Source organism: Bartonella sp. AP20NXHL (assembly GCF_042196165.1).
Taxonomy (GTDB): Bacteria; Pseudomonadota; Alphaproteobacteria; order Rhizobiales; family Rhizobiaceae; genus Bartonella.
Genome location: NZ_JBHIPV010000002.1, coordinates 113,305 through 134,784, shown reverse-complemented (window position 1 = coordinate 134,784; position 21,480 = coordinate 113,305). Strand labels below are relative to the sequence as shown.

General features: G+C 37.8%; 13 protein-coding genes. 8 read left to right on the top strand and 5 right to left on the bottom strand.

Going from position 1 to position 21,480, the window contains the following annotated elements; genetic code table 11:
- Nucleotides 1-154: 154 nt before the first annotated feature.
- Nucleotides 155-2,476 carry an ATP-binding protein gene (locus tag ACFILL_RS01775; RefSeq protein WP_375630809.1) on the top strand — a complete coding sequence of 774 codons (2,322 nt, stop codon included), beginning with the start codon at nucleotides 155-157 and terminating at the stop codon, nucleotides 2,474-2,476.
- On the opposite strand, the gene ACFILL_RS01770 is transcribed toward ACFILL_RS01775, so the two are convergent.
- Nucleotides 2,473-2,997, bottom strand: coding sequence for a methylated-DNA--[protein]-cysteine S-methyltransferase (locus tag ACFILL_RS01770; RefSeq protein WP_273791214.1), 525 nt, complete (start codon nucleotides 2,995-2,997; stop codon nucleotides 2,473-2,475). The two genes, ACFILL_RS01775 and ACFILL_RS01770, sit on opposite strands and share 4 nt — an antisense overlap.
- A gap of 818 nt (nucleotides 2,998-3,815) precedes the next feature.
- Between ACFILL_RS01770 and carB the strand changes: the two genes are divergently transcribed.
- The 3 genes from carB to ACFILL_RS01755 all read left to right on the top strand — a co-directional run bounded on the left by carB (nucleotide 3,816) and on the right by ACFILL_RS01755 (nucleotide 9,279).
- On the top strand, nucleotides 3,816-7,301 hold the full coding sequence (carB, locus tag ACFILL_RS01765; protein ID WP_375643111.1) for a carbamoyl-phosphate synthase large subunit: 3,486 nt from the start codon (nucleotides 3,816-3,818) through the stop codon (nucleotides 7,299-7,301).
- A gap of 245 nt (nucleotides 7,302-7,546) precedes the next feature.
- Nucleotides 7,547-7,756 carry a cold-shock protein gene (locus tag ACFILL_RS01760; protein ID WP_012754908.1) on the top strand — a complete coding sequence of 70 codons (210 nt, stop codon included), beginning with the start codon at nucleotides 7,547-7,549 and terminating at the stop codon, nucleotides 7,754-7,756.
- Nucleotides 7,757-8,076: 320 nt separating this feature from the next.
- On the top strand, nucleotides 8,077-9,279 hold the full coding sequence (locus ACFILL_RS01755; protein WP_375643113.1) for a pyridoxal phosphate-dependent aminotransferase: 1,203 nt from the start codon (nucleotides 8,077-8,079) through the stop codon (nucleotides 9,277-9,279).
- 1,156 nt (nucleotides 9,280-10,435) lie between these two features.
- Here the strand turns inward: ACFILL_RS01755 and ACFILL_RS01750 are convergent.
- Both ACFILL_RS01750 and trxB read right to left on the bottom strand, forming a co-directional pair.
- On the bottom strand, nucleotides 10,436-11,341 hold the full coding sequence (locus tag ACFILL_RS01750; protein ID WP_273791217.1) for a LysR family transcriptional regulator: 906 nt from the start codon (nucleotides 11,339-11,341) through the stop codon (nucleotides 10,436-10,438).
- Between the two features lie 42 nt (nucleotides 11,342-11,383).
- Nucleotides 11,384-12,340, bottom strand: coding sequence for a thioredoxin-disulfide reductase (gene trxB, locus ACFILL_RS01745; RefSeq protein WP_375643115.1), 957 nt, complete (start codon nucleotides 12,338-12,340; stop codon nucleotides 11,384-11,386).
- 310 nt (nucleotides 12,341-12,650) lie between these two features.
- Between trxB and ACFILL_RS01740 the strand changes: the two genes are divergently transcribed.
- Nucleotides 12,651-14,045: a TrkH family potassium uptake protein gene (locus ACFILL_RS01740; protein WP_273791219.1), complete on the top strand. Its 1,395-nt coding sequence runs from the start codon at nucleotides 12,651-12,653 to the stop codon at nucleotides 14,043-14,045.
- 1,213 nt (nucleotides 14,046-15,258) lie between these two features.
- On the opposite strand, the gene ACFILL_RS01735 is transcribed toward ACFILL_RS01740, so the two are convergent.
- Together ACFILL_RS01735 and greA are read right to left on the bottom strand one after the other, a co-directional pair.
- The gene (locus ACFILL_RS01735) at nucleotides 15,259-16,317 is read right to left on the bottom strand and encodes a glycosyltransferase family 4 protein (RefSeq protein WP_273791220.1); all 1,059 of its coding nucleotides are present in this window, start codon (nucleotides 16,315-16,317) and stop codon (nucleotides 15,259-15,261) included.
- Between the two features lie 17 nt (nucleotides 16,318-16,334).
- Nucleotides 16,335-16,808 carry a transcription elongation factor GreA gene (greA, locus tag ACFILL_RS01730; RefSeq protein WP_007347010.1) on the bottom strand — a complete coding sequence of 158 codons (474 nt, stop codon included), beginning with the start codon at nucleotides 16,806-16,808 and terminating at the stop codon, nucleotides 16,335-16,337.
- 338 nt (nucleotides 16,809-17,146) lie between these two features.
- Between greA and ACFILL_RS01725 the strand changes: the two genes are divergently transcribed.
- The 3 genes from ACFILL_RS01725 (at nucleotide 17,147) to ACFILL_RS01715 (ending at nucleotide 21,438) form a co-directional block, all read left to right on the top strand.
- A complete protein-coding gene (locus ACFILL_RS01725; protein WP_375630822.1) occupies nucleotides 17,147-17,461 on the top strand; it encodes an SH3 domain-containing protein in 315 nt (104 codons plus the stop codon).
- Between the two features lie 257 nt (nucleotides 17,462-17,718).
- Nucleotides 17,719-20,028: an excinuclease ABC subunit UvrB gene (gene uvrB, locus ACFILL_RS01720; protein ID WP_375643117.1), complete on the top strand. Its 2,310-nt coding sequence runs from the start codon at nucleotides 17,719-17,721 to the stop codon at nucleotides 20,026-20,028.
- A gap of 627 nt (nucleotides 20,029-20,655) precedes the next feature.
- Nucleotides 20,656-21,438 carry a BA14K family protein gene (locus ACFILL_RS01715; protein ID WP_375643118.1) on the top strand — a complete coding sequence of 261 codons (783 nt, stop codon included), beginning with the start codon at nucleotides 20,656-20,658 and terminating at the stop codon, nucleotides 21,436-21,438.
- Nucleotides 21,439-21,480 lie beyond the last annotated feature (42 nt).

The window sequence follows — 21,480 nt, the reverse complement described above, 5'->3', positions numbered from 1 at the left end:
CTTTTCATATTCCAAAATTATAAAAGTAAAATTATTTTTTTAAAAAAAAGACTGGACAGAAGACTCCTGTTTTGATTCATTGCACTCGATGGGGTTACTATGAATATCGAAGCAGTTTTTAAATCACATTATTCCAGAATTAAAGGAACGCGAGATGGCTAAATTGGACGCATATAATGCGCCAAGGGAGGTGTATGCTGATTCAAAATCAAGCGCTCAAAGTCGCAAGGAGCGGACAGAGCGTACCAATCTGTTTTCTGGTCCTGCCTATCAAAAACTTCTTTTTATTGAACCTTGGCTGCGACGTTCACTCCCATTTGTAATTCTTGCATTTCTTGTTACGCTAGCAGCGATCCGTTTCCTATCAATCTATGATTGGCGCAACACAATTGATAAAAACACGCATTCTACCATCACTCTCTTAGCTTCTCATATTACCAATACGATTGACCGTGACTTACTTGCAGCCACTCGACAAGGAAAAACTGCTGTTCTTTCTCATAATCATTTACAAAATATCCTGACTAATTTTCGTAACAAAGGTCTTATAAAAACCAGCGCTGTTATTGCTATTGTCGATCAAAAAGGCAATGTCCTAGCTTCATCAAGTTCCGAGATTGTCTTAGGAAAACCCTTACAGGATTTTACCTCTGAAAGCATTGCTTTACAAGCTCTAGGAAAACATGCTGGAATCATGAAAATTACAATAGGAAAAGATATTCCTGCTCTCGCTTCCTTTCAGCAAACAGAAAATGGACAATATGGGGTATTCATCAGTGAAAAAATGCAACATATTTACATGGAATGGCGGAAAGCTCTCTCGTTAAATATAACCATGTTTATTGGAACTAGTGGCGTTATCCTCGCTCTTCTTTATGCTTATTACAACCAAATTGTACGAGCACGCAAAACAGATCTTGTTTCAGAAAAAATTCAAAACCGTATTGATATGGCAATGATGCGTGGACGCTGTGGACTATGGGATTGGAATATGGCAAGTGGACGTGTCTACTGGTCACGAGCAATGTACGAAATGCTCGGCTATGTCCCTCAAGATGCACTGCTCTCAATTTCCCAAATTAGCGCCATTATCAATCCAAATGATGCGAATTTTTTTGATCTTGCTCAGGAATTAATGAGCGGTAAAAAGAAGCATATCGATATTAACGTTCCTATGCGTCATGCTGATGGTCATTATGTATGGATGCGCATTCGTGCCGAAGTTACTGAAGAAGAAGAACCCCATTTGGTTGGTATTTCCTTCGATATTAGTGAACAGCAACAATTGGCTGAACAAACAGCGCAAGCCGACCTTCGTATCCGTGATGCGATTGAAAACATTTCAGAATCTTTCGTTTTGTGGGATGCTGAAGGACGTTTAGTCATGTCCAACAGCAAATTTTGCGAATATGCCGCTATTCCTAAACAAATTCTCCAATCAGGTATCCAACGTGCAACGGTCGAAGCCATGGCACGCCCTGCACTCAGTGAATATCCCCTTAAAGATGATGGTACTGGTAACTTAACCAGTATTCGCCAAACGGCAGATGGTTGTTGGCTCAAAATTAACGAACGACGAACCCAAGATGGAGGATTGGTTTGTATTGGTACTGACATTTCTGAGCTTAAACAACAACAGGAAAAATTTGAAGACAGTGAAAGGCGTCTTTTTTCTTTCATTCAAGAACTCAAGCGCGCGCGAGGGAGTGCTCAACAACGCGCAACAGAAGTTGAAAAACTTAATAAAAGTTTGAAAGCAGAAAAAGAACGCGCCGAAAGTGCTAATAAGGCTAAATCAGAATTTTTAGCCAATATGTCTCATGAATTGCGCACGCCTCTGAATGCTATTCTTGGTTTTTCAGATATCATGTTGCAATCGACTTTTGGTCCTCTTGGTTCACAACGCTATAAGGAATATATGCATGATATTTACAATTCAGGAACCCATCTTCTAACCCTTATCAATGACATCCTTGATATGTCAAAAATCGAAGCAGGAAGATTTACGCTTGATTGTAAAAATACCGATCTTGAGCCCATCATTAGTGAAGCAGTACGAACACTAACACCTCAAGCTCAAGAAAAAAATATTGTTGTTACAACAAACATTACCCCAGAACTTCATGCTGAAGTTGATGGTCGTGCAATGAAACAGATTTTCCTTAATCTCATCTCTAATGCCGTTAAATTTACGCCTTCTGGCGGAAATATTGATGTCTGCGCTTTCAAGAAAAAAAATAACCTTATTTTTAAAATTACAGATACAGGCGTTGGTATTCCCCAATCAGCAATTAAAAAACTTGGGCAACCTTTTGAACAAGTCGAAAATCAGCTCACTAAATCTCATACGGGCTCAGGTCTTGGATTAGCCATTTCACGCTCCTTGCTAGAACTCCACAAAGGAAAACTTGAAATTACTTCAAAAGAAATGAAAGGAACAACTGTAACGATTATAATGCCCATCACACAAAGTTAAATTTTTCCATTTTGTTCCCGTTGTAGTAAAATCTGTTTCCGTTTTTCCCCCCAACGATACCCTGAAATAAAACCATTTTTACGCACAACACGATGACACGGAATGATAATAGCCAATTCGTTACGTGCACAGGCATGAGCAACGGCACGAAAAGCTTTCGGCATACCAATACGGCATGCTAAGATCTCATATGAAATTGTTTCACCACATGGTATATCACATAATACTGCCCATACTTGTCGTTGAAAAACTGTACCATTTATATCTAAGGGAAAATTATATTTTTTTACCAGCTTAGGTGTTTCTATCATGGCTATAATATGGGCAACTTCTCTCTTAAATGTATTGTCACCTACAACTTGTTGTGCATCACCAAAGCGTATCGTAAACTCCTGTAATAATTGCTCTATAGTGTCTCCTAACGCTATATGACAAATCCCTTTTTGAGACCTAGCCACCAAAAGCTTTCCTATTGATACATCTTTCAGACAGAATACTCTCGTTTGGGAAATATTCAGCATTTTAGTCTTCTTTATATTTTAAAAAGTTTTGAACATCATCCATAAAGTAAAGGGAGAGTATTCACTATCTTTTAAAAACAAACAAAATCATTCTGAAATTATATCCTTAGCCATTGTATTAAAATACACTCTCACCCTTTTATGAAATGGAAAGATACATAGATTGACTGTCTTCCTACCCTAAAACGGAAACTTCGACCAGAACCGGATCTATCAACAATCTTGCTTTTTATATAACAGATTCCAACTGAACCCATTTGATATGGTTTATTTCATAAGCTCTCTACAGACAAATCCTGCTCTGAATTCTATCATACACTCTAACAAAAACACCTTAATGTGGTAAATTTTCATACCTTATATCACAACTCTAAACGGCAGTATTTTACGGAACAACACGATAAGCTTCCCATTTTATTTTACGAAATCCCATCGAACCATAAATAATAGCTTATGTTTTACAAGCAACAGAAAAAGCGCGTGCTCTCTTAAGCAAAAAACGTCATAAAACACAAAGAAAGTATGCCGGCAATGGATTGGAAAGATGTTCCGGCTTTTTATGCTCCACAGTATGCTTGAATATTCTAATTTGTTGGAGCACTGTTATTATTTTTTATCAAAGGTCATACTTTTGATAAACTGACGAGATGACTCAACTCAAAAAAGAAATTTATCTTCAATTTTATGAAAAAAAGCATGGAAAAGGTATTTTAATGCTTACTTTCTTTGTCACTTAACTTATAAAATGACGGTAGCCTCAGAACTAAAATATTTTGCCCACAACAATCGCACACAGATATTTGTCATAGGAAAAAGTCATGCCCAAACGCACAGATATAAAATCTATTCTTATCATCGGAGCAGGACCTATTATCATTGGTCAGGCATGTGAATTTGATTATTCAGGCACTCAAGCCTGTAAAGCATTAAAAGAAGAAGGTTACCGAATTATTTTGGTAAATTCTAATCCTGCCACGATTATGACAGATCCAGATCTAGCTGATGCAACTTATATAGAGCCCATTACTCCTGAAATAGTTGCCAAAATTATTGCTCACGAGCGTCCCGATGCCCTTTTGCCCACTATGGGAGGACAAACAGCCCTCAATACTGCTTTATCATTAAAGCGTATGGGTATTTTAAACCGCTACCATGTTGAAATGATAGGAGCCAATGCTGATGCTATTGATAAAGCTGAAGATCGTGCTTTATTCCGCCAAGCGATGGCAAAAATCGGTTTGGAAACGCCACGCTCTATGTTAGCCAATGCAACAGAACTGAAAGAAGAAAATCGCCAACAACACGCAAAAACGTGTGCTGAACTTAAAGCAAAACTTTCTGGTGCTGCGCTTGACAAAGCACTCGAAGAACTTGAGCGCAACTGGCGACATACCGAAGCTGATCGCAAACAACATTATATCGCTCATGCAACAGCAAAAGCAGTTCAAGCTCTTGATGTTGTTGGGCTTCCAGCTATTATTCGTCCTTCATTCACCCTTGGTGGAACTGGTGGTGGAATCGCTTATAACCGCTCTGAATTCTATGAAATTATTGAACGTGGGCTTGAAGCTTCACCAACAACAGAAGTATTAATTGAAGAAAGTGTTTTAGGGTGGAAAGAATATGAGATGGAAGTTGTTCGTGATAAGAACGACAACTGTATCATCGTTTGTTCTATTGAAAACATTGATCCAATGGGGATTCATACCGGTGATTCGATCACTGTAGCACCTGCTCTCACCTTAACCGATAAAGAATATCAATGTATGCGTAATGCTTCGATTGCTGTTTTGCGCGAAATTGGTGTTGAAACGGGGGGATCCAATGTACAGTTTGCTGTCAATCCTGAAAATGGGCGCCTCATTGTTATTGAAATGAATCCGCGTGTTTCTCGCTCTTCAGCGCTTGCCTCAAAAGCAACGGGGTTTCCCATTGCCAAAGTAGCGGCTAAACTGGCTGTTGGTTATACACTTGATGAATTAAAAAATGATATCACGGGTGGTGCAACACCAGCATCATTTGAACCTTCTATTGACTATATTGTGACAAAAATTCCTCGTTTTGCGTTCGAAAAATTTCCCGGTTCATCACCTGTCCTCACAACTGCGATGAAATCTGTAGGAGAAGTCATGGCAATTGGACGCACTTTTCAAGAATCGTTACAAAAAGCACTCCGTGGACTTGAAACAGGGCTTACGGGTCTTGATGAAATTGTGATTCCAGAGCATGCTGAAGGTGATGAAAAAAGTTCTATACGCTCAGCCATTGCCATACCAAGCCCTGATCGTCTACGCTATATTGCTCAAGCCATGCGCACAGGCTTACCCTTAAATGAGATTCACCAAATTAGCAAAATTGATCCGTGGTTTTTAGAACAAATAGCCTCCATCATTGAAATGGAGCAGCGTATCCGCATTCATGGATTACCCCAAGACGCAGATAATTTACGTATGTTAAAAGCTATGGGCTTTTCAGATGCGCGATTAGCCTCCCTTACAGGGAAAGAACCCGATTATATCGCAGCTTTACGTAAATCACTGAATGTTAAACACGTCTTCAAACGGATTGATACTTGTGCCGCTGAATTTTCTTCTCCTACAGCCTATATGTATTCAACATATGAAGTTCCCTTTGCAGGTGTAGAGCACTCGGAAGCACACGTTTCTGAACGCAAAAAAATTGCTATTTTAGGCGGTGGACCAAACCGCATTGGGCAAGGTATTGAATTTGATTACTGTTGCTGCCACGCTGCTTTTGCACTGCGTGATGCAGGATTTGAAGCGATTATGATTAACTGTAATCCTGAAACAGTTTCAACCGACTATGATACCTCTGATCGCCTTTACTTTGAATCTTTAACAACAGAAGACGTTATCGCTATTTTAGAAGCAGAACAGGAAAAAGGAGATTTGGTTGGAGTCATCGTCCAATTTGGCGGACAAACACCCTTAAAATTGGCAAGCGCTCTAGAAAAACACAATATCCCCATCCTAGGTACTTCACCTGACGCTATCGACTTAGCAGAAGATAGAGACCGCTTTCAAAAACTGTTATTTAAACTTAATTTAACACAACCTCAAAATAGTATTGCCCACTCCATTGAACAAGCACGCCTCATTGCCCACGAACTAGGCTTCCCTTTGGTTGTACGTCCCTCTTATGTTTTAGGAGGACGTGCTATGCAAATTATTCGTGATGAACGTAGCTTACAAAATTATTTACTTGAGAGTGTCCCTGAATTAATTTCAGAAGATATCAAAGTCCGTTATCCTAACGACACAACAGGACAAATCAATATATTGCTTGGTAAAAATCCGCTTCTCTTTGATACCTATTTAACAGAAGCAATTGAAGTAGATGTTGATTGTCTATGTGATGGTAACGAAACACTAATCGTTGGTATTATGGAACATATTGAAGAAGCTGGTATCCACTCTGGTGATTCAGCATGTTCTCTACCAGTCCATACGCTCTCAAATAAAATAGTTACTGAATTAGAGCGCCAAACCAAAGCATTAGCACAAGCACTTCATGTTCGCGGCTTAATGAATGTACAATATGCTATAAAAGATGACACCATTTATGTCTTAGAAGTCAATCCCCGTGCTTCACGTACTGTCCCATTTGTTGCAAAAACGATTGGTCGCCCTATTGCTAAAATGGCTGCACGTATTATGGCAGGAGAAACGCTTCATGATGCTCTTCAAGCTTATGGTGGATTACCTTCTTTGCAAAAAAAACAACATATTGCCGTCAAGGAAGCAGTATTTCCTTTTGCTCGTTTTTCAGGTGTTGATACACTTCTTGGTCCAGAAATGCGCTCAACCGGTGAAGTTATGGGACTTGACTATGAATTTTCGCTTGCTTTTGCTAAAGCCCAACTTGGAGCTGGTGTAAAACTCCCTAAAGAGGGAACTTTGTTCGTTTCTGTAAGAGATGAAGATAAAAAACGCATCTTAAATCCTGTAAAACGTTTAACTGAGCTTGGCTTTTCTGTTGTCGCCACAAGTGGAACACAAAAATTTCTCACCGAACACCACGTTGAAGCAAAAAAAATTAACAAAGTTCTAGAGGGACACCCCCATATTGAAGACGCTATTCGTAATCGCAAAATTCAATTGATTTTTAATACAACTAGCACGGCCAGTGCCATCTCAGATTCAAAATCATTACGTTATGCAGCCCTCATGCAAAATGTTCCCTATTATACAACAATAGCTGGAGCCGAAGCCGTTGTAGAAGCGATCAAAGCACTCAAAAAAAGGCGCCTTGAAGTACGTTCACTACAAAGTTATTTCAGTTGAATTTTTCTACTTAACAAAATGTACACTGTTTTCTTATTTTTTCTTTATATAAAAATTGATTAAGACTTGCTTTTTGTTCCAAAAACTTTTATAGAGGTCTCATCGAATTTTCGGTTACGTGACTTTCTTTCCTGTGCAATCTGCACTTTCGACGAAACTTCTCCCACCTAATTTCGATCTACAACCGTATTGAAGAAATGAAAGCTTCAATACTCAATATAATTATATATTCTAAGGAGTTTCCTATGTCTACAGGAACAGTTAAGTGGTTTAATACAACAAAAGGTTTCGGATTCATTCAACCTAGTGATGGTAGTGCAGATGTATTTGTACACATTTCTGCTGTCGAGCGTTCTGGTCTAAACAGTCTTAATGAAGGGCAAAAAATTTCTTATGATGTTCTTCAAGATCGTCGTTCAGGAAAATTTGCCGCTGGTAACCTTGCAGCCCTTTAAAGTTTAAATTCTGCAATATTTTATTTAAAAATCTTCGTCTGTAATGACGAAGATTTTTTTTATTTTGTATAAAGCATCATTTTACCTTGTTAACATAAAAGACTGCTTATCTCCTTTGCACAATTTATCAAACCTCCCTTATACTTCCTCAAAACTTTCATAAAATCTACAAAGAGATTATCTTGTGAAATCTCAAAAAAGAAGAATATAAAGCCCGTGTAAGAGTATTTTGGAAGTTTTTTATTGCATACAATATAATCTCTTATAGAATATCCTTAAAGCAATAACCATTTGTTGATATAATATAAGGATTTAAAATTATGGCTTTTATTGCCGACAAACTGTCTCTTATCAAACCTTCTGCAACAATAGCTGCTTCTCAAAAGGCCCGCCATTTAAAAGCATTAGGGCGCAATGTTATTGCTTTAAGTGCTGGAGAGCCAGACTTTGATACCCCAGAAAACATCAAAAACGCGGCTATTGAAGCTATTCGAAGGGGAGAAACAAAATACCCTCCCATATCTGGAATTCCAGAATTGCGCCAAGCAATTTCTGCAAAGTTTAAAAGAGAAAATAACCTTCTTTACCAACCAGAACAAATTATTGTTGGTACCGGTGGAAAACAAATTCTCTTTAATGCATTCATGGCAACTTTGAATAAAGGAGATGAGGTCATCATTCCATCCCCTTATTGGGTTAGTTATCCAGAAATGGTCGCACTCAACGATGGTAAGCCTGTCTTTTTAGAAACAAAAGCCGAATTTTCTTATAAACTCCAACCCCAAGAGCTAGAAGCTGCCATTACCCCCAAAACCAAATGGTTCATCTTTAACTCTCCTTCAAATCCATCAGGTGCTGCTTATACACATAATGAATTGAAAAAACTCACAGATGTTTTAGTAAAATATCCTCATGTTTATATCCTTTCCGATGATATATATGAACATCTCACATATGAGGGTTTTACCTTTGTTACTCCAGCTCAAGTAGAACCAGCGCTTTATGAGCGTACACTCACAATGAATGGTGTTTCTAAAGCCTATGCGATGACGGGATGGAGAATCGGCTATGCAGGCGGACCACAAGGATTAATTAAAGCCATGGATACCATTCAAGGACAGCAAACATCTGGAACAAGTGTCATTTCACAATGGGCTGCGGTTGAAGCACTCAACGGGCCACAAGACTTTATTGCTAAAAATAAAAGTATTTTTCAAACACGCCGTGATCTCGTTGTCTCCATGCTAAATCAAGCTCCTGGCATTCACTGTCCAACGCCTGAGGGTGCTTTTTATGTTTATCCTTCTTGCTCCGGAATTATTGGAAAGAAAACACCTAACGGCCAATGTATTACCAATGATGAGGACTTTGCCATAGCGCTTCTAGAAACAGAAGCTGTTGCTGTCGTCCAAGGATCTGCTTTTGGACTTGGATCAGCTTTTCGTATTTCTTATGCAACATCAGAAGAATTACTTGAAGAAGCTTGTATACGTATACAGCGCTTTTGCAACAGTCTAATTTAAAATTTTTAAATATCATCTCTTGTGATTGTTTTTACCGAATGTCAGTATATCCGAGAAAATATCGGAAACTGTGTCATGGTCTAAATCTATCGATTCAGCAAAAATATCTATGAATAAACACAAAAATAGAGGCTGTAGATAAAGATCAAAAAAATCTAGCTATCAAATAAATGAATCGGTCTATTATCATAAGAGATGAAAAACCTATTCTGCTTTCTCCATTCAATTTATAACTCTAAAAAAGACCGAGCACTTTTAAACACAATTGCCCTTATAATCAAAGGCCCTTACAATAAAATCTCTTCTATTTCTCGGCTTCTTCTTCGTCCTAAAATGAAGAAGAAGCCACCTCCCATCGTTGTGTAAGCAATCCAGTTTCCTTTAAGTTCTATCTAATAACTACTTGATTTACTTCATAGGCTTTATGAACAAGACCTGCCTTAAATATTCACCTCACACTCTAATAAAAAGCACTTCATGTATAAGGTTTTAAATATTTTATATCACACCCCTAAAAGACAGACTTTTATGGTACAACAGGATAAATCTCTCTCAAACTCCTCATTGAATTTTAGTATTCTTAAAAAATTGTTGGATATCCACAAGTTTCGAAATTTTTTCCTTATCATCTTCCCATATATTGCAATTTCTAAGGACTCTTTCAAAAATAATAAAAAAAAGCCGGACATATTGTCCGGCAAATTTGGAAAATCTTCAGAGATAAAATCAATCTGATAGATCTTCGTAAGGGAACACTCAAGAAAACGCACTGGGAGGCAACATAATCAAGAGATAGCATTCTATGTCATTTTATAAGAAAAAGCACAATAAAGACTTAAGCGTATCTGCTATGCAATAAACACATAGCTTTAAATTTGTCTCCATTATGTAGCACTCTCTTTAATTAAATATAAAAATGTAAGCTACACCATCACACGATTGTCCATTATATAATAGCTCTCACGTTTGCTAGCATTTGTAAAAAAACATTTATCCCTTTTTTCAAAAATATTTACCCGCGCAGACTCCCTCCACTTTTAATGTGCAACGAATAATTTTAATTGATTCAATATGAGCAAATTTGAAACGAAAGAATATTACGGGAGTCTCAAGTTGCAAAACAGCTAATTGTTCCTTATAAATTAAGACATTAATATTAAAAAGACCACTGACGAGCTTTTAAAAAAATATAATCTCGAAAAGCATTTAACCTTGCCAAATTCTTTAAATTATAAGGATAACAAAAAAAAGTATCAAAAGAAGGAATATCAACCATATCAGGAAAAAGACGCACCAAATGCTCATCATTATTGACGATATAATCAGGAAGCACAGCAATCCCAAGATCACGCATAAGCGCATTCTTTATTGAGATGATATTGTTGATTTGTAGAACTGAAACGCGCAATGATCCATCACTTCTACCAGCCTTTTCCAACCAATTTAAACCAGACAAATAAGGTGGAACAGGTTCACCGAACGAAATAATACGATGCTCATCGAGATCAGATAATTTTTCCGGCTTTCCATAATTTGCAATATACTTTTCCGAAGCATAAACATGCATATGAATTGTAAAGAGTTTTCTTTGTATAAGATCAGGTTGTTTGGGTTGATGTAAGCGAACAGCACAATCCGCATGACACATTGTCAAATCAAGCTCTTCATCGGAAAGCAAAAGCTGAACCTGCATATCAGGATAAAGACTAAGAAATTCTGGCATACGCTCTGCAATCCACCCTGCCCCCATTCCAAAGGTCGAGGTCACACGCAAGTGCCCCGTTGGTTTTGCATAGCTTTCACTTAATTGCAAACGCACACTTTCAAGCTTCATCAAAACATCATGAGCTGTACGATAAAGAGTTTCTCCCTGTTCTGTAAGAATCAAACCACGCGCATGACGTTGAAATAAGGATACCCCAACCTCTTGTTCTAAAGCCGAAACCTGTCGTGAAACGGCTGATTGAGATAAATGAAGTTTTTGAGCAGCATGCGTAAAAGATCCCGCTTCTGCTGCAGCGTGAAAAACCCTTAACTTATCCCAATCCAACGGTGGCGCCACAATTAATTCTACCTCTATATTCTCTATTTTCTCAATGAGTTACTAACGCTTGGATATATCCAAAAACCGTTCTGCTTCCAACGCTGCCATACATCCTCTTCCCGCAGCTGTTACAGCTTGGCGGAATGTTTCATCTGTCACATCCCCAGCAGCAAAAACACCAGCAATGCTTGTTGCTGTTGAGTCCGGTGCTGTCCATAAATAGCCGCCTCGTTTTTGTTTCAGCTGTCCTTCAAACAGAGAAACAGCAGGATCATGCCCAATGGCAATAAATATGCCCTCTGCATTCACTTTCATCTCATGACCTGTCTTAACATTTTTCAGACGTGCCCCTGTTACAACAGCGCCCATTGAATCTTGAGCTGGCAGCCCCAGAATTTCTTCAACCACATGATCCCAAAAAACACGCACATTATTACAAGCCAGCAACCTATCTTGCAAAATTTTTTCTGCCCGAAACTGCCCCCGCCTGTGAACCACGCTTACACTCTTAGCCAAATGCGATAAATAAAGTGCTTCTTCAACAGCCGTATTTCCTCCTCCCACGACAATAACGTCCTTATCACGATAAAAAAAGCCATCACATGTAGCACAAGCGGAAACACCTCCGCCCATAAAGGTCTGTTCACTTTCTAAACCAAGCCAGCGTGCTTGAGCTCCTGTTGCAATAATCAGTGCATCACAAGAATATTGTGTTCCTGAATCCCCATATAAGACAAAAGGATACTTCAACAAATCAGCCTTTATAATTGTATCATAGACAATTTTTGTCCCCATATTCTCAGCTTGTTTTGCCATTTGTTCCATCAACCATGGTCCTTGAATGGGATCTGCAAAACCTGGATAATTCTCAACATCAGTTGTAATTGTTAATTGTCCACCCTGCTGCAAGCCCGTCACCAAAACCGGCTTAAGCATTGCTCTTGCTGCATAGATCGCCGCTGTATAACCAGCCGGACCTGAGCCAATAATCAGCAGACGAATATGCGATTGCACCATTAAATCCCCTTCACTTTATTATAAATTAATTATTCTATAAATGATAACGGAATGCAGCCTTTTAAAAAAATATTTTTCAAGAGCCCTAATTATGTTATGTATACTTCTTTTCAAGTTTTATGAAAAGGTCTGATTACTAATTCATCAAGGCACGCTAATGTTAAGAATTAATCCTTATCCTATAAAGAGAAAAATGTAACTTCTTATGAGCACAAAACCATAATAAAAAGAGATACAAAGATAGGGAACGATCATTTTTCAATTTATTATCAATGTCTGTGCACGTTTTGCCTTAATCATGGGAGGAGCAATGCTTTTGCCAATTTTTGTGGATTTGCACGACAACAATCGTAATTGGATAAGCTTTCTCTATTCTTGTGCCATAACCACCATGTTAGCAACGCTGATTCTTTTAGCAACTAAGGGAGCTACTTGTCGCTTTTCAGCACGGCTTGGCTTTATGCTCACTGTTTGTCTTTGGCTTACAGGAAGCATCGTAGGTGCCTTACCTCTTTATCTTTCTCCTCTTCCCATTTCTCTAGCAGGAGCCATTTTTGAATCTGTTTCTGGAATTACAACAACAGGCTCCACAGTCCTTTCTGATCTTGATAATTTATCGCGAAGTATTTTATTATGGCGTTCTCTTATATGCTGGATTGGGGGCATTGGTTTTATCGGTTTAGCCCTCTTAATTTTGCCTTCACTGCGTGTGGGTGGCGTGCGACTTTTTCATATGGAATCATCTGATAAATCTGAAAAAATATTGCCTCGCATCAACCAAATTGCTAACGGAATTATCATCGCTTATGTTGGGTTAACATTGGCTTGTATGCTTTCTTATTTTGCTGCAGGCATGAATTTATTTGATGCCATTAACCATGCAATGAGTACAGTAGCAACAGCTGGTTTTTCAACGCATGATGCTTCTTTTGGCTATTTTTCTGATAAACCAGCCATCTTAATTATTTCAACAATCTTCATGTTGCTTTCTGCTTTACCCTTCGTACTTTATGTTAAATTAGTCCTTCCTGGACACTCCAAACGCTTCCTTGACCCACAAGTGATTGTTTTTCTCCATATCGTTCTCCTTTTCAGCTTTGCTTTAGCGGCATGGCTACGGTTTTATGATCATCGCGCGTTCCACTTGATTTTCCTTGATGTCATTTTTCACCTTTCATCCATTATTAGCACCACAGGTTATAGCGCTGAAGATTATCAACTTTGGGGACCGTTTGCGCTTGGAATTTTCTTCATTGTTTCTTTTACAGGCGGATGTGCTGGTTCTACTTCTGGTGGCATGAAAATCAATCGCCTCATTATTCTTTGGCGTATTACACAAACAAATATAGAAAAACTTCTTTCTCCTAATGTCGTTGTAAAAGCGCGCTACGATCACTCAAATATATCAAATGATGTTGCTCAAGCCGTTTTGTTTTTTGTCTGTCTTTATATGTTTTGCCTTGTTATCGGCACTGCACTTTTGCTTACAACCGGTCTTGACTTTACCTCTGCCTTTACGGGGGTCTTAACCGCACTTTCAAATGTTGGTCCAGGCTTTGGAGATATTATTGGCCCCACTGGTAATTTCTCTACAATCAACGACCATGCTTTATGGATTTTAAGTTTTCTAATGTTAGCTGGACGCCTTGAAATCATAACAATATTCGTCCTTTTTATTCCCGCTTTCTGGCGTGAACAATTCTAATGCAGAGAGTATTTTATTCTACCATGATAAAAAATTTACAAGATAAAAAGGTGTGAACAGTATGCATCATAATATTCACCCCTTACTCAATCCACTGAAGATTTTCTAAAATTTCCATACAAATCATCATATCAATGATATAAAAATAATTCAACAAAAACAATCAAATACCAATATTTTCAAAGCCATAACATATAAAACTTCACTTTATTGATCTTCTTTATCAAATAAAGTGGACGCATAGAACATTCTTTTTTACGAATAATCTCTCATGCAAAAAATATGAATATTTGCTGATAAAAGTGTTTTTTCTCTTTAATAGAGTTACCTCCTTATAGAAAAAAATGCTATTATATTACGAACTCACAAGCTTATAAAAAAACATCTCACAGTACTCATCACCCCCATTCCACAACAGCCTTCATGAAAGATATAAAATGGTCACCATCATTTTTACTTAAATAATAATAAGGTGCAAGTCGGTACTACAAAATAAGATATAAATTAGTACCACCATATTATTTTTTTTCTGTTAATGTCGTAACAGCTTGCATTTCAGACAATTTATAAGAAATCTCTTTACACCTTGTCTTCAATAGTTTTTATCCACCACATGCCTTCTTCCGATTGTGATGTGCTAGAGGATAGCTCTCCTTGATTTAATATCAACAGATTTGACATAAGAAAATCTTACGCTACTCAAAGCTCTTATTCAAATTGAAAAGGTAAATTATCTATAAAAATCATATATATATATTGATCTTAAATCCATCTTATCATGAATTTATTGAAAATATGTACGACTATTTTATCCATGGAGATAGCATCATTATCTTTTTAAGACAAGAAAACGTTTTTTTTGCTATCTATTTAAGTCTTACAAAACGAACAATATCAGTACGAAACCGTATAAGATAGTGCATAAATCCCCAGACTTGAGTTAAAGCATTATTTTCTTATTCTAAAATATCAATGAATAAAAGTAGCTTTCCTCTCTCCTAGTATGCTTTATCATAAACTACATATCGCTCTCAAGCATATACATTTTTAATCTTTTATCCAAAATTTTGGGAACTTTTTATAGTGTTCTACTAAAGACAATATAAATTTTGTAAAATAACATTTATATCATTGAGCTGTTTTCTTGATGACTATGAAAAACCTTTAAGGAAAACACTTTTTATCATCCCTCAAGAAGATTTTTGATATCATATCAAAGTGTTTTTTCCGCAAACAGTTCTTTGTAAACACTTTCAATCTTGCTTGCCTCTTTTTCCAAAGGAAAGTGAGTACGAACATGGGTTAAAGCTTTCTTTCCGGCTGCCAATGTTTTTTCCACATCAGAAAAATAAGGTTCAATTGCTGCGGTTAAAGCCGAACCATCTCCTGCTTTTACAACTGTTCCTGTCGCTTCTACAACCAATTCTTTATAAGCTCCTGCATCACTCGTTACAACCGCAACCTGTGATGCCATTGCTTCTAATGGCGTTAAACCGAAACCTTCTGTACGAGAAGGTGCAACATAAAGTGTTAAACGACGATACCACAAAGGGATGTCCAGAATCTCACCAAGAAAAATAATGCGATCATCCAGACCAGCTTTAGCAATCTTTTGGCGTAACTCTTTTTCAAAATGATAATATTGCTCTGTCGTACGACCAGCGATAAGTGCTGTCCATTCGGGGTAATCAGGCAATAATGCTATCATGGCATCAACAAATAAATCTGTTCCCTTTGAGTAGCGCAGACGCCCAAAACATCCTACCGCATATTTTCCTGGAAATCCTGTCGAAGAAAAGCAATCATCAAAAGTCTGTGGTGGAGTAAAACGCCTCACATCCACCCCATGCATAATAACCTTATGAGGCACTTCTAGATAAGCGCCCGTACGTGTACTGGTAGCTATAACCCTATCCATACAGCGAATCAACCATTTGGTAAAAGGCTTATGATGACGTTGTGAAGCCGAAGTAAAGATGAGTTTAAGCTTCATTCGCAAAACATCGCGTAAAAAGATCCCACAAAGCATCTCAATATTGCGTCGTGCATGCCAAATACGAAATGGCTTCCCTTTCGGACTTTTCCAAAGTCCGAAAAGGTCCCTAAAGGCAAGAGCCGGTAAAGTTTGTGGTAAACCAAACCCCAAAGTGGATATACGCATACCCTGTTCGCGTTGCATTGGAATAAGCTGAATAATCGTAGATGTTACTCCCGACAAACGCCTTTTAAAGTGAGGCGCAATAACCTCAGTTTCGTCCAAAGATACACGCATAATAATCCATATGTTATTTAGATGTACTGAACCTTAATGATCTCATAATTATGCGCACCACCTGGTGCATTCACCTCAATCACATCACCTTCTTGCTTGCCAATAAGTGCACGTGCGATAGGCGAAGAAATAGAGATTTTACCAACCTTTACATCAGCTTCTTGATCTCCTACGATCTGATACACTTTTTTTTCTTCAGTGTCCTCATCCAAGAGTTTAATGGTTGCGCCAAATTTTATTTTGTCACCTGAAAGACGCGAGACATCTATAACTTCTGCTCGCGCGATATAATCTTCAAGCTCATTTATACGCCCCTCATTATGACTTTGCGCTTCTTTAGCTGCGTGATACTCAGCATTTTCGGATAAATCACCATGCGCACGCGCTTCAGAAATTGCTTCAATAATTCGCGGACGCTCCTGTTGTTGACGCCAACGCAACTCTTCTTTAAGACTCTCAAAACCAGCTGTAGTCATCGGAACTTTTTCCATAATCCGTCCCTTTCTATTACACGGAAGGTTTAATAAAAATACAAAAAACGGCTTCCAAAATTACTTTTGGAATCCGAAAACTACGATCTTTTTTATTATATAGTACAGTATCGCTGTTTTCCATACAAAAATAAATAAAGGAAACAAAACATGCACAAATAGTGATTAAAACATCTCATTTTGGTGTTTAAAACGTTAAACTTCACTATTCTCTTTAAAGTGTCCTAAAGAAGAAAGAATTGTATTTTTTTCTGTTTTATCATAATCTAGTAAAAGAAATCATATGGGATATGAAGAGAGAAGGATAGAAAATCTCTAAAGAAATTCTTTACAGAAAAATGAAAAAAATCGTCATTTTTTTTATGTTTGGCTCTTTCTTTTTAGCCACAACAATATCAGAGGCAGCAGATGCTTTTGTTACGAGAAATCTTAATTTTAGAACAGGTCCCAGCACTCAGTATGCGCTTTGCGGCTTAATCTCTGCTGGAGAATTGGTTTTTGTTAAAAACTGTGAAGGAAATTGGTGCCATATCCGATATAACACTCAAATAGGTTGGGTGTCATCTCGTTATCTTTCATTTAAAGATGGAAACGATCTTTATCACACATATACAATGTCTTTAGTGCCCAAACATACCGATTATTCTCCATAACAGCCATAATAACTTATGCCCTCTTGAATATCATCATGGCAAAAATGCAATAGTGTCCACGAACAACCACAAATATACCCCCTCCAAAGAAATACTTCAAAGAACTCTTCTCATAAAAAACTTGATCAATATCCTAATGAAAGCTCTAATAAACCAAAATAAATCTGTTCAATAACGTTTTGCTGTTGTCGTAATAAATTTGTAAAATTAGTATTTTCTTTAAAATCACCAACACTTTTCTATCAAAGGATACAACAATGAAAAATGGTGTTACTGCAACAGTAGAAGCTCTTTCTGCTCTCATTGCTTCAGGTAATCCTCTTTTTAAGAATGGCGCGTTATGGACACCTCACCGCCCTGTTCGTCCTGAAAAGTCTGAAGGTGGTATTCCATTTCAACTCGAAACATCTTTTAAACCCGCGGGAGATCAACCTCAAGCCATAAAAACTCTGGTTGAGGGAATTCAAAAAGATGAACGTACACAAGTGCTTTTGGGTGTTACCGGCTCAGGAAAAACCTATACAATGGCCAATATCATTGAAAAAACACAGCGTCCAGCTTTAATCTTAGCACCAAATAAAACTCTAGCAGCGCAGCTTTACGGTGAATTTAAAAGTTTTTTTCCCCATAATGCCGTCGAATATTTTGTTTCCTATTATGACTATTATCAGCCAGAAGCCTACGTTGCACGCTCTGATACCTATATTGAAAAAGAATCCTCAATTAATGAACAAATCGACCGGATGCGTCATGCTGCAACACGCGCCGTCTTAGAGCGTGATGACGTTATTATCGTCGCCTCTGTCTCCTGCATCTACGGAATTGGTTCCGTAGAAACCTATACGGCCATGACCTTCCAAATAGCAAAAGGGGACAAACTCAATCAACGAACACTCTTGGCTGATTTAGTCTCTCAACAGTATTATCGACAAGATATCAATTTCATTCGTGGTTCCTTTCGTGTACGAGGGGATACAATCGAAATTTTCCCTGCCCACCTCGAAGATCGTGCTTGGCGTATTTCGCTCTTTGGCGATGAAGTGGAAACAATTACGGAATTCGATCCTCTCACCGGACAAAAAACAGGCGATCTTCAATCGATTAAAATTTATGCCAATTCACACTATGTAATACCGCGACCAACACTCAATCAAGCAATGAAAGCCATCAAAATGGAACTCGTTCAACGCCTCGATGAGTTGAACGCAGCTGGACGTCTTTTAGAAGCACAACGTTTAGAACAACGTACAATTTTTGATTTAGAAATGTTAGAAACCACCGGTTCATGCGCCGGAATAGAAAATTATTCACGTTATTTAACAGGACGAAAACCCGGAGAACCACCACCAACCTTGTTCGAATACATTCCAAATAATGCTCTTGTTTTTATCGATGAAAGCCACGTAACCATTCCCCAAATTGGGGGCATGTACCGAGGTGACTTTCGTAGAAAAGCAACACTAGCAGAATATGGTTTTCGCCTCCCTTCTTGTATGGATAACCGTCCTTTGCGCTTTGAAGAATGGGATGCTATGCGCCCACAAACGATTGCTGTCTCCGCAACACCTGGACGCTGGGAAATAGAACAATCTCACGGCACTTTTGCGGAACAAGTTATTCGCCCAACAGGGCTTGTTGACCCACCAACAGAGGTTCGTCCAGCCAAAAATCAAGTCGATGATGTTGTGAATGAAATTCGTAAAACAATTCAAAAAGGCTACCGTACATTGGTGACAGTTCTCACAAAGCGTATGGCTGAGGACTTAACTGAATATCTCCACGAACAAGACATTCGTGTACGCTACATGCATTCTGACATTGATACACTAGAACGCATTGAAATTCTACGCGATCTTCGGCTTGGCACCTTTGATGTCCTCATCGGTATCAACTTGCTCCGAGAAGGCTTAGATATTCCAGAATGTGGTTTTGTTGCCATTCTAGATGCCGATAAAGAGGGCTTTTTGCGCTCTGAAACTTCCCTCATACAAACAATCGGACGTGCTGCACGTAACGTAGATGGCCGTGTTATCCTCTATGCAGATACGATCACTGGTTCCATAGAACGAGCCTTACAGGAGACACAAAGACGTCGACAAAAACAAATAGCCTATAATGAAGAACACCATATCACACCGAAAAGTATCAAAAAAAATATCGGAGATATTCTCAATTTAGGCGATGAAAACAACCATGTTCGTACAAATATCCCTGATGTTATCGAGAAAAAAAAAATAGTTGGCAACAATTTAGCATCTCATATTAAACACCTTGAAAAATTAATGCATGAAGCAGCTGCTGACCTTAATTTTGAAGAAGCAGCGCGACTTCGCGATGAAATCAAACAATTACAAAAGATAGAACTAGAACTCGCAGAAAATCCCTTAACACATCATAGCGAACAATCCACCCATGAGCCCGTGTTACAACAAAGTCTTTTCTCCAAACCAGACCTTGCACACATGGGACCAACCATGGACACTGGTATTTTGGAAAATCAAAAAGGAAAATCTCGTAAAAACACCCCTAATCAAGCAACAATAAAACGAAAAAAACGCAATCAATGAAGGAGTAAGAAATTTCAAACCGCATAAAATAATCTTCAGCTCTTCTAAAAAAGACTAAGGTTCAAAAGCAAACAGCATTATTCGAAAAATAGACAACCTCCAACATCAAGGGTGCTCCAATTTGTCTAAAACAACATAAGAAAGAACATTTTACAAAAAATTCCAAAATATATTATTTTATACAGTTATACTCTGATATTTAACTCAATATTATCGATCCTTACAAAAAAATATTCAAATAGGTCACTGTTCTATAACACAAATAAAGTAAAATAAGACTTTCTCATAGAACCATAAGACTATGATAAAAAATGATAACTTTGTATTCATACACCTATTGTTCAATTCATATTGTACCAAACAATAAAAAAGTACCAATAAATAAAGATTTTATATCCCATAGTAAAAAATCGGGTACTCTCAATACAAATTTATTAATTAACCTCAAGCAGAGTACATTAATTGAAATCAAAATTCTGTTATGATTTTATTGTACTGTCTCCGTGGTAGATTTAACTAAATGAATTTTTATTTTTTTGTCACAATAAAGTCCAAAATTGTTCAGGCTCTATTCAGTTTGAAACGTGTAGGATGTGAAAAATACGAATTTACACAAGGAGCATCATTATGAAAAAAGTGATCAGGTTAGCGGTATTATCAGCAATGTCAACTGTGACCGTTTTGATGCCGCTAAATGCAACGCTTGCGAATATGGCATGGAATCGTAGTGACTCTATCTCGAGAGAAATAGATGATATGATGAGGAAGATGCGTAAAGAAACAGATGATGCGATAAGGGAAATAAGGAAGAAAGCTGATATCCCGCCTTGCGGTTTTTCTCGCTCCCATTGTTATGATAGAAAACGTGGCTTTTTTTCTGATGATTTCCAAAAGTTTGTTGATGATTTCCACAAGAGTTTTGAAGACGGCAAAAGAAGATTTAAAGCCGAACATGAAAGGTTTGTAGCCAAACATAGTAAGACGGAACAACAACACCATCATCACCACCACCACCATTATCATTATATTGAAAACAAAACGTATCATTACGTCGAGCGCAAAAAAACAAAACACCGTAATGTTCATATAGAAAACTCAGGAGATGCTGTAGTAATGGGTATTCTTGGTCTTGCAACAGGTACGATTCTTGGTACAGTTTTAAAAAAACCAGAACAGCCACAAGTTGTTTATCAAATAGTACCACAAAATCAAATTGTATATCAACAGGTTCCACAAGAACAGATAATTTATGAAGCTCCGCAAATGGTGAAATATGAGCCAGTACAACAATCATGGGAATCTGATTGGCTTAACTATTGTAAGAAAAAATACCGTTCTTTCAACCCTAAAACAGGAACTTTCCGAGACCGTAATGGTTTGGAACACGTTTGTTATGCCCCAATAAATTAACTTCTGTTCCGCCCTACTAAAAAGTCTTAAATGGCACAAAAA

What these genes read in the sequence shown, in the direction of transcription:
- ACFILL_RS01775 (WP_375630809.1), top strand. Translation starts at nt 155, where the DNA reads ATGGCTAAATTGGACGCATATAATGCGCCAAGGGAGGTGTATGCTGAT.
- ACFILL_RS01770 (WP_273791214.1), bottom strand. Translation starts at nt 2,997, where the DNA reads ATGCTGAATATTTCCCAAACGAGAGTATTCTGTCTGAAAGATGTATCA.
- carB (WP_375643111.1), top strand. Translation starts at nt 3,816, where the DNA reads ATGCCCAAACGCACAGATATAAAATCTATTCTTATCATCGGAGCAGGA.
- ACFILL_RS01760 (WP_012754908.1), top strand. Translation starts at nt 7,547, where the DNA reads ATGTCTACAGGAACAGTTAAGTGGTTTAATACAACAAAAGGTTTCGGA.
- ACFILL_RS01755 (WP_375643113.1), top strand. Translation starts at nt 8,077, where the DNA reads ATGGCTTTTATTGCCGACAAACTGTCTCTTATCAAACCTTCTGCAACA.
- trxB (WP_375643115.1), bottom strand. Translation starts at nt 12,340, where the DNA reads ATGGTGCAATCGCATATTCGTCTGCTGATTATTGGCTCAGGTCCGGCT.
- ACFILL_RS01740 (WP_273791219.1), top strand. Translation starts at nt 12,651, where the DNA reads ATGCTTTTGCCAATTTTTGTGGATTTGCACGACAACAATCGTAATTGG.
- ACFILL_RS01735 (WP_273791220.1), bottom strand. Translation starts at nt 16,317, where the DNA reads ATGCGTGTATCTTTGGACGAAACTGAGGTTATTGCGCCTCACTTTAAA.
- greA (WP_007347010.1), bottom strand. Translation starts at nt 16,808, where the DNA reads ATGGAAAAAGTTCCGATGACTACAGCTGGTTTTGAGAGTCTTAAAGAA.
- ACFILL_RS01725 (WP_375630822.1), top strand. Translation starts at nt 17,147, where the DNA reads ATGAAAAAAATCGTCATTTTTTTTATGTTTGGCTCTTTCTTTTTAGCC.
- uvrB (WP_375643117.1), top strand. Translation starts at nt 17,719, where the DNA reads ATGAAAAATGGTGTTACTGCAACAGTAGAAGCTCTTTCTGCTCTCATT.
- ACFILL_RS01715 (WP_375643118.1), top strand. Translation starts at nt 20,656, where the DNA reads ATGAAAAAAGTGATCAGGTTAGCGGTATTATCAGCAATGTCAACTGTG.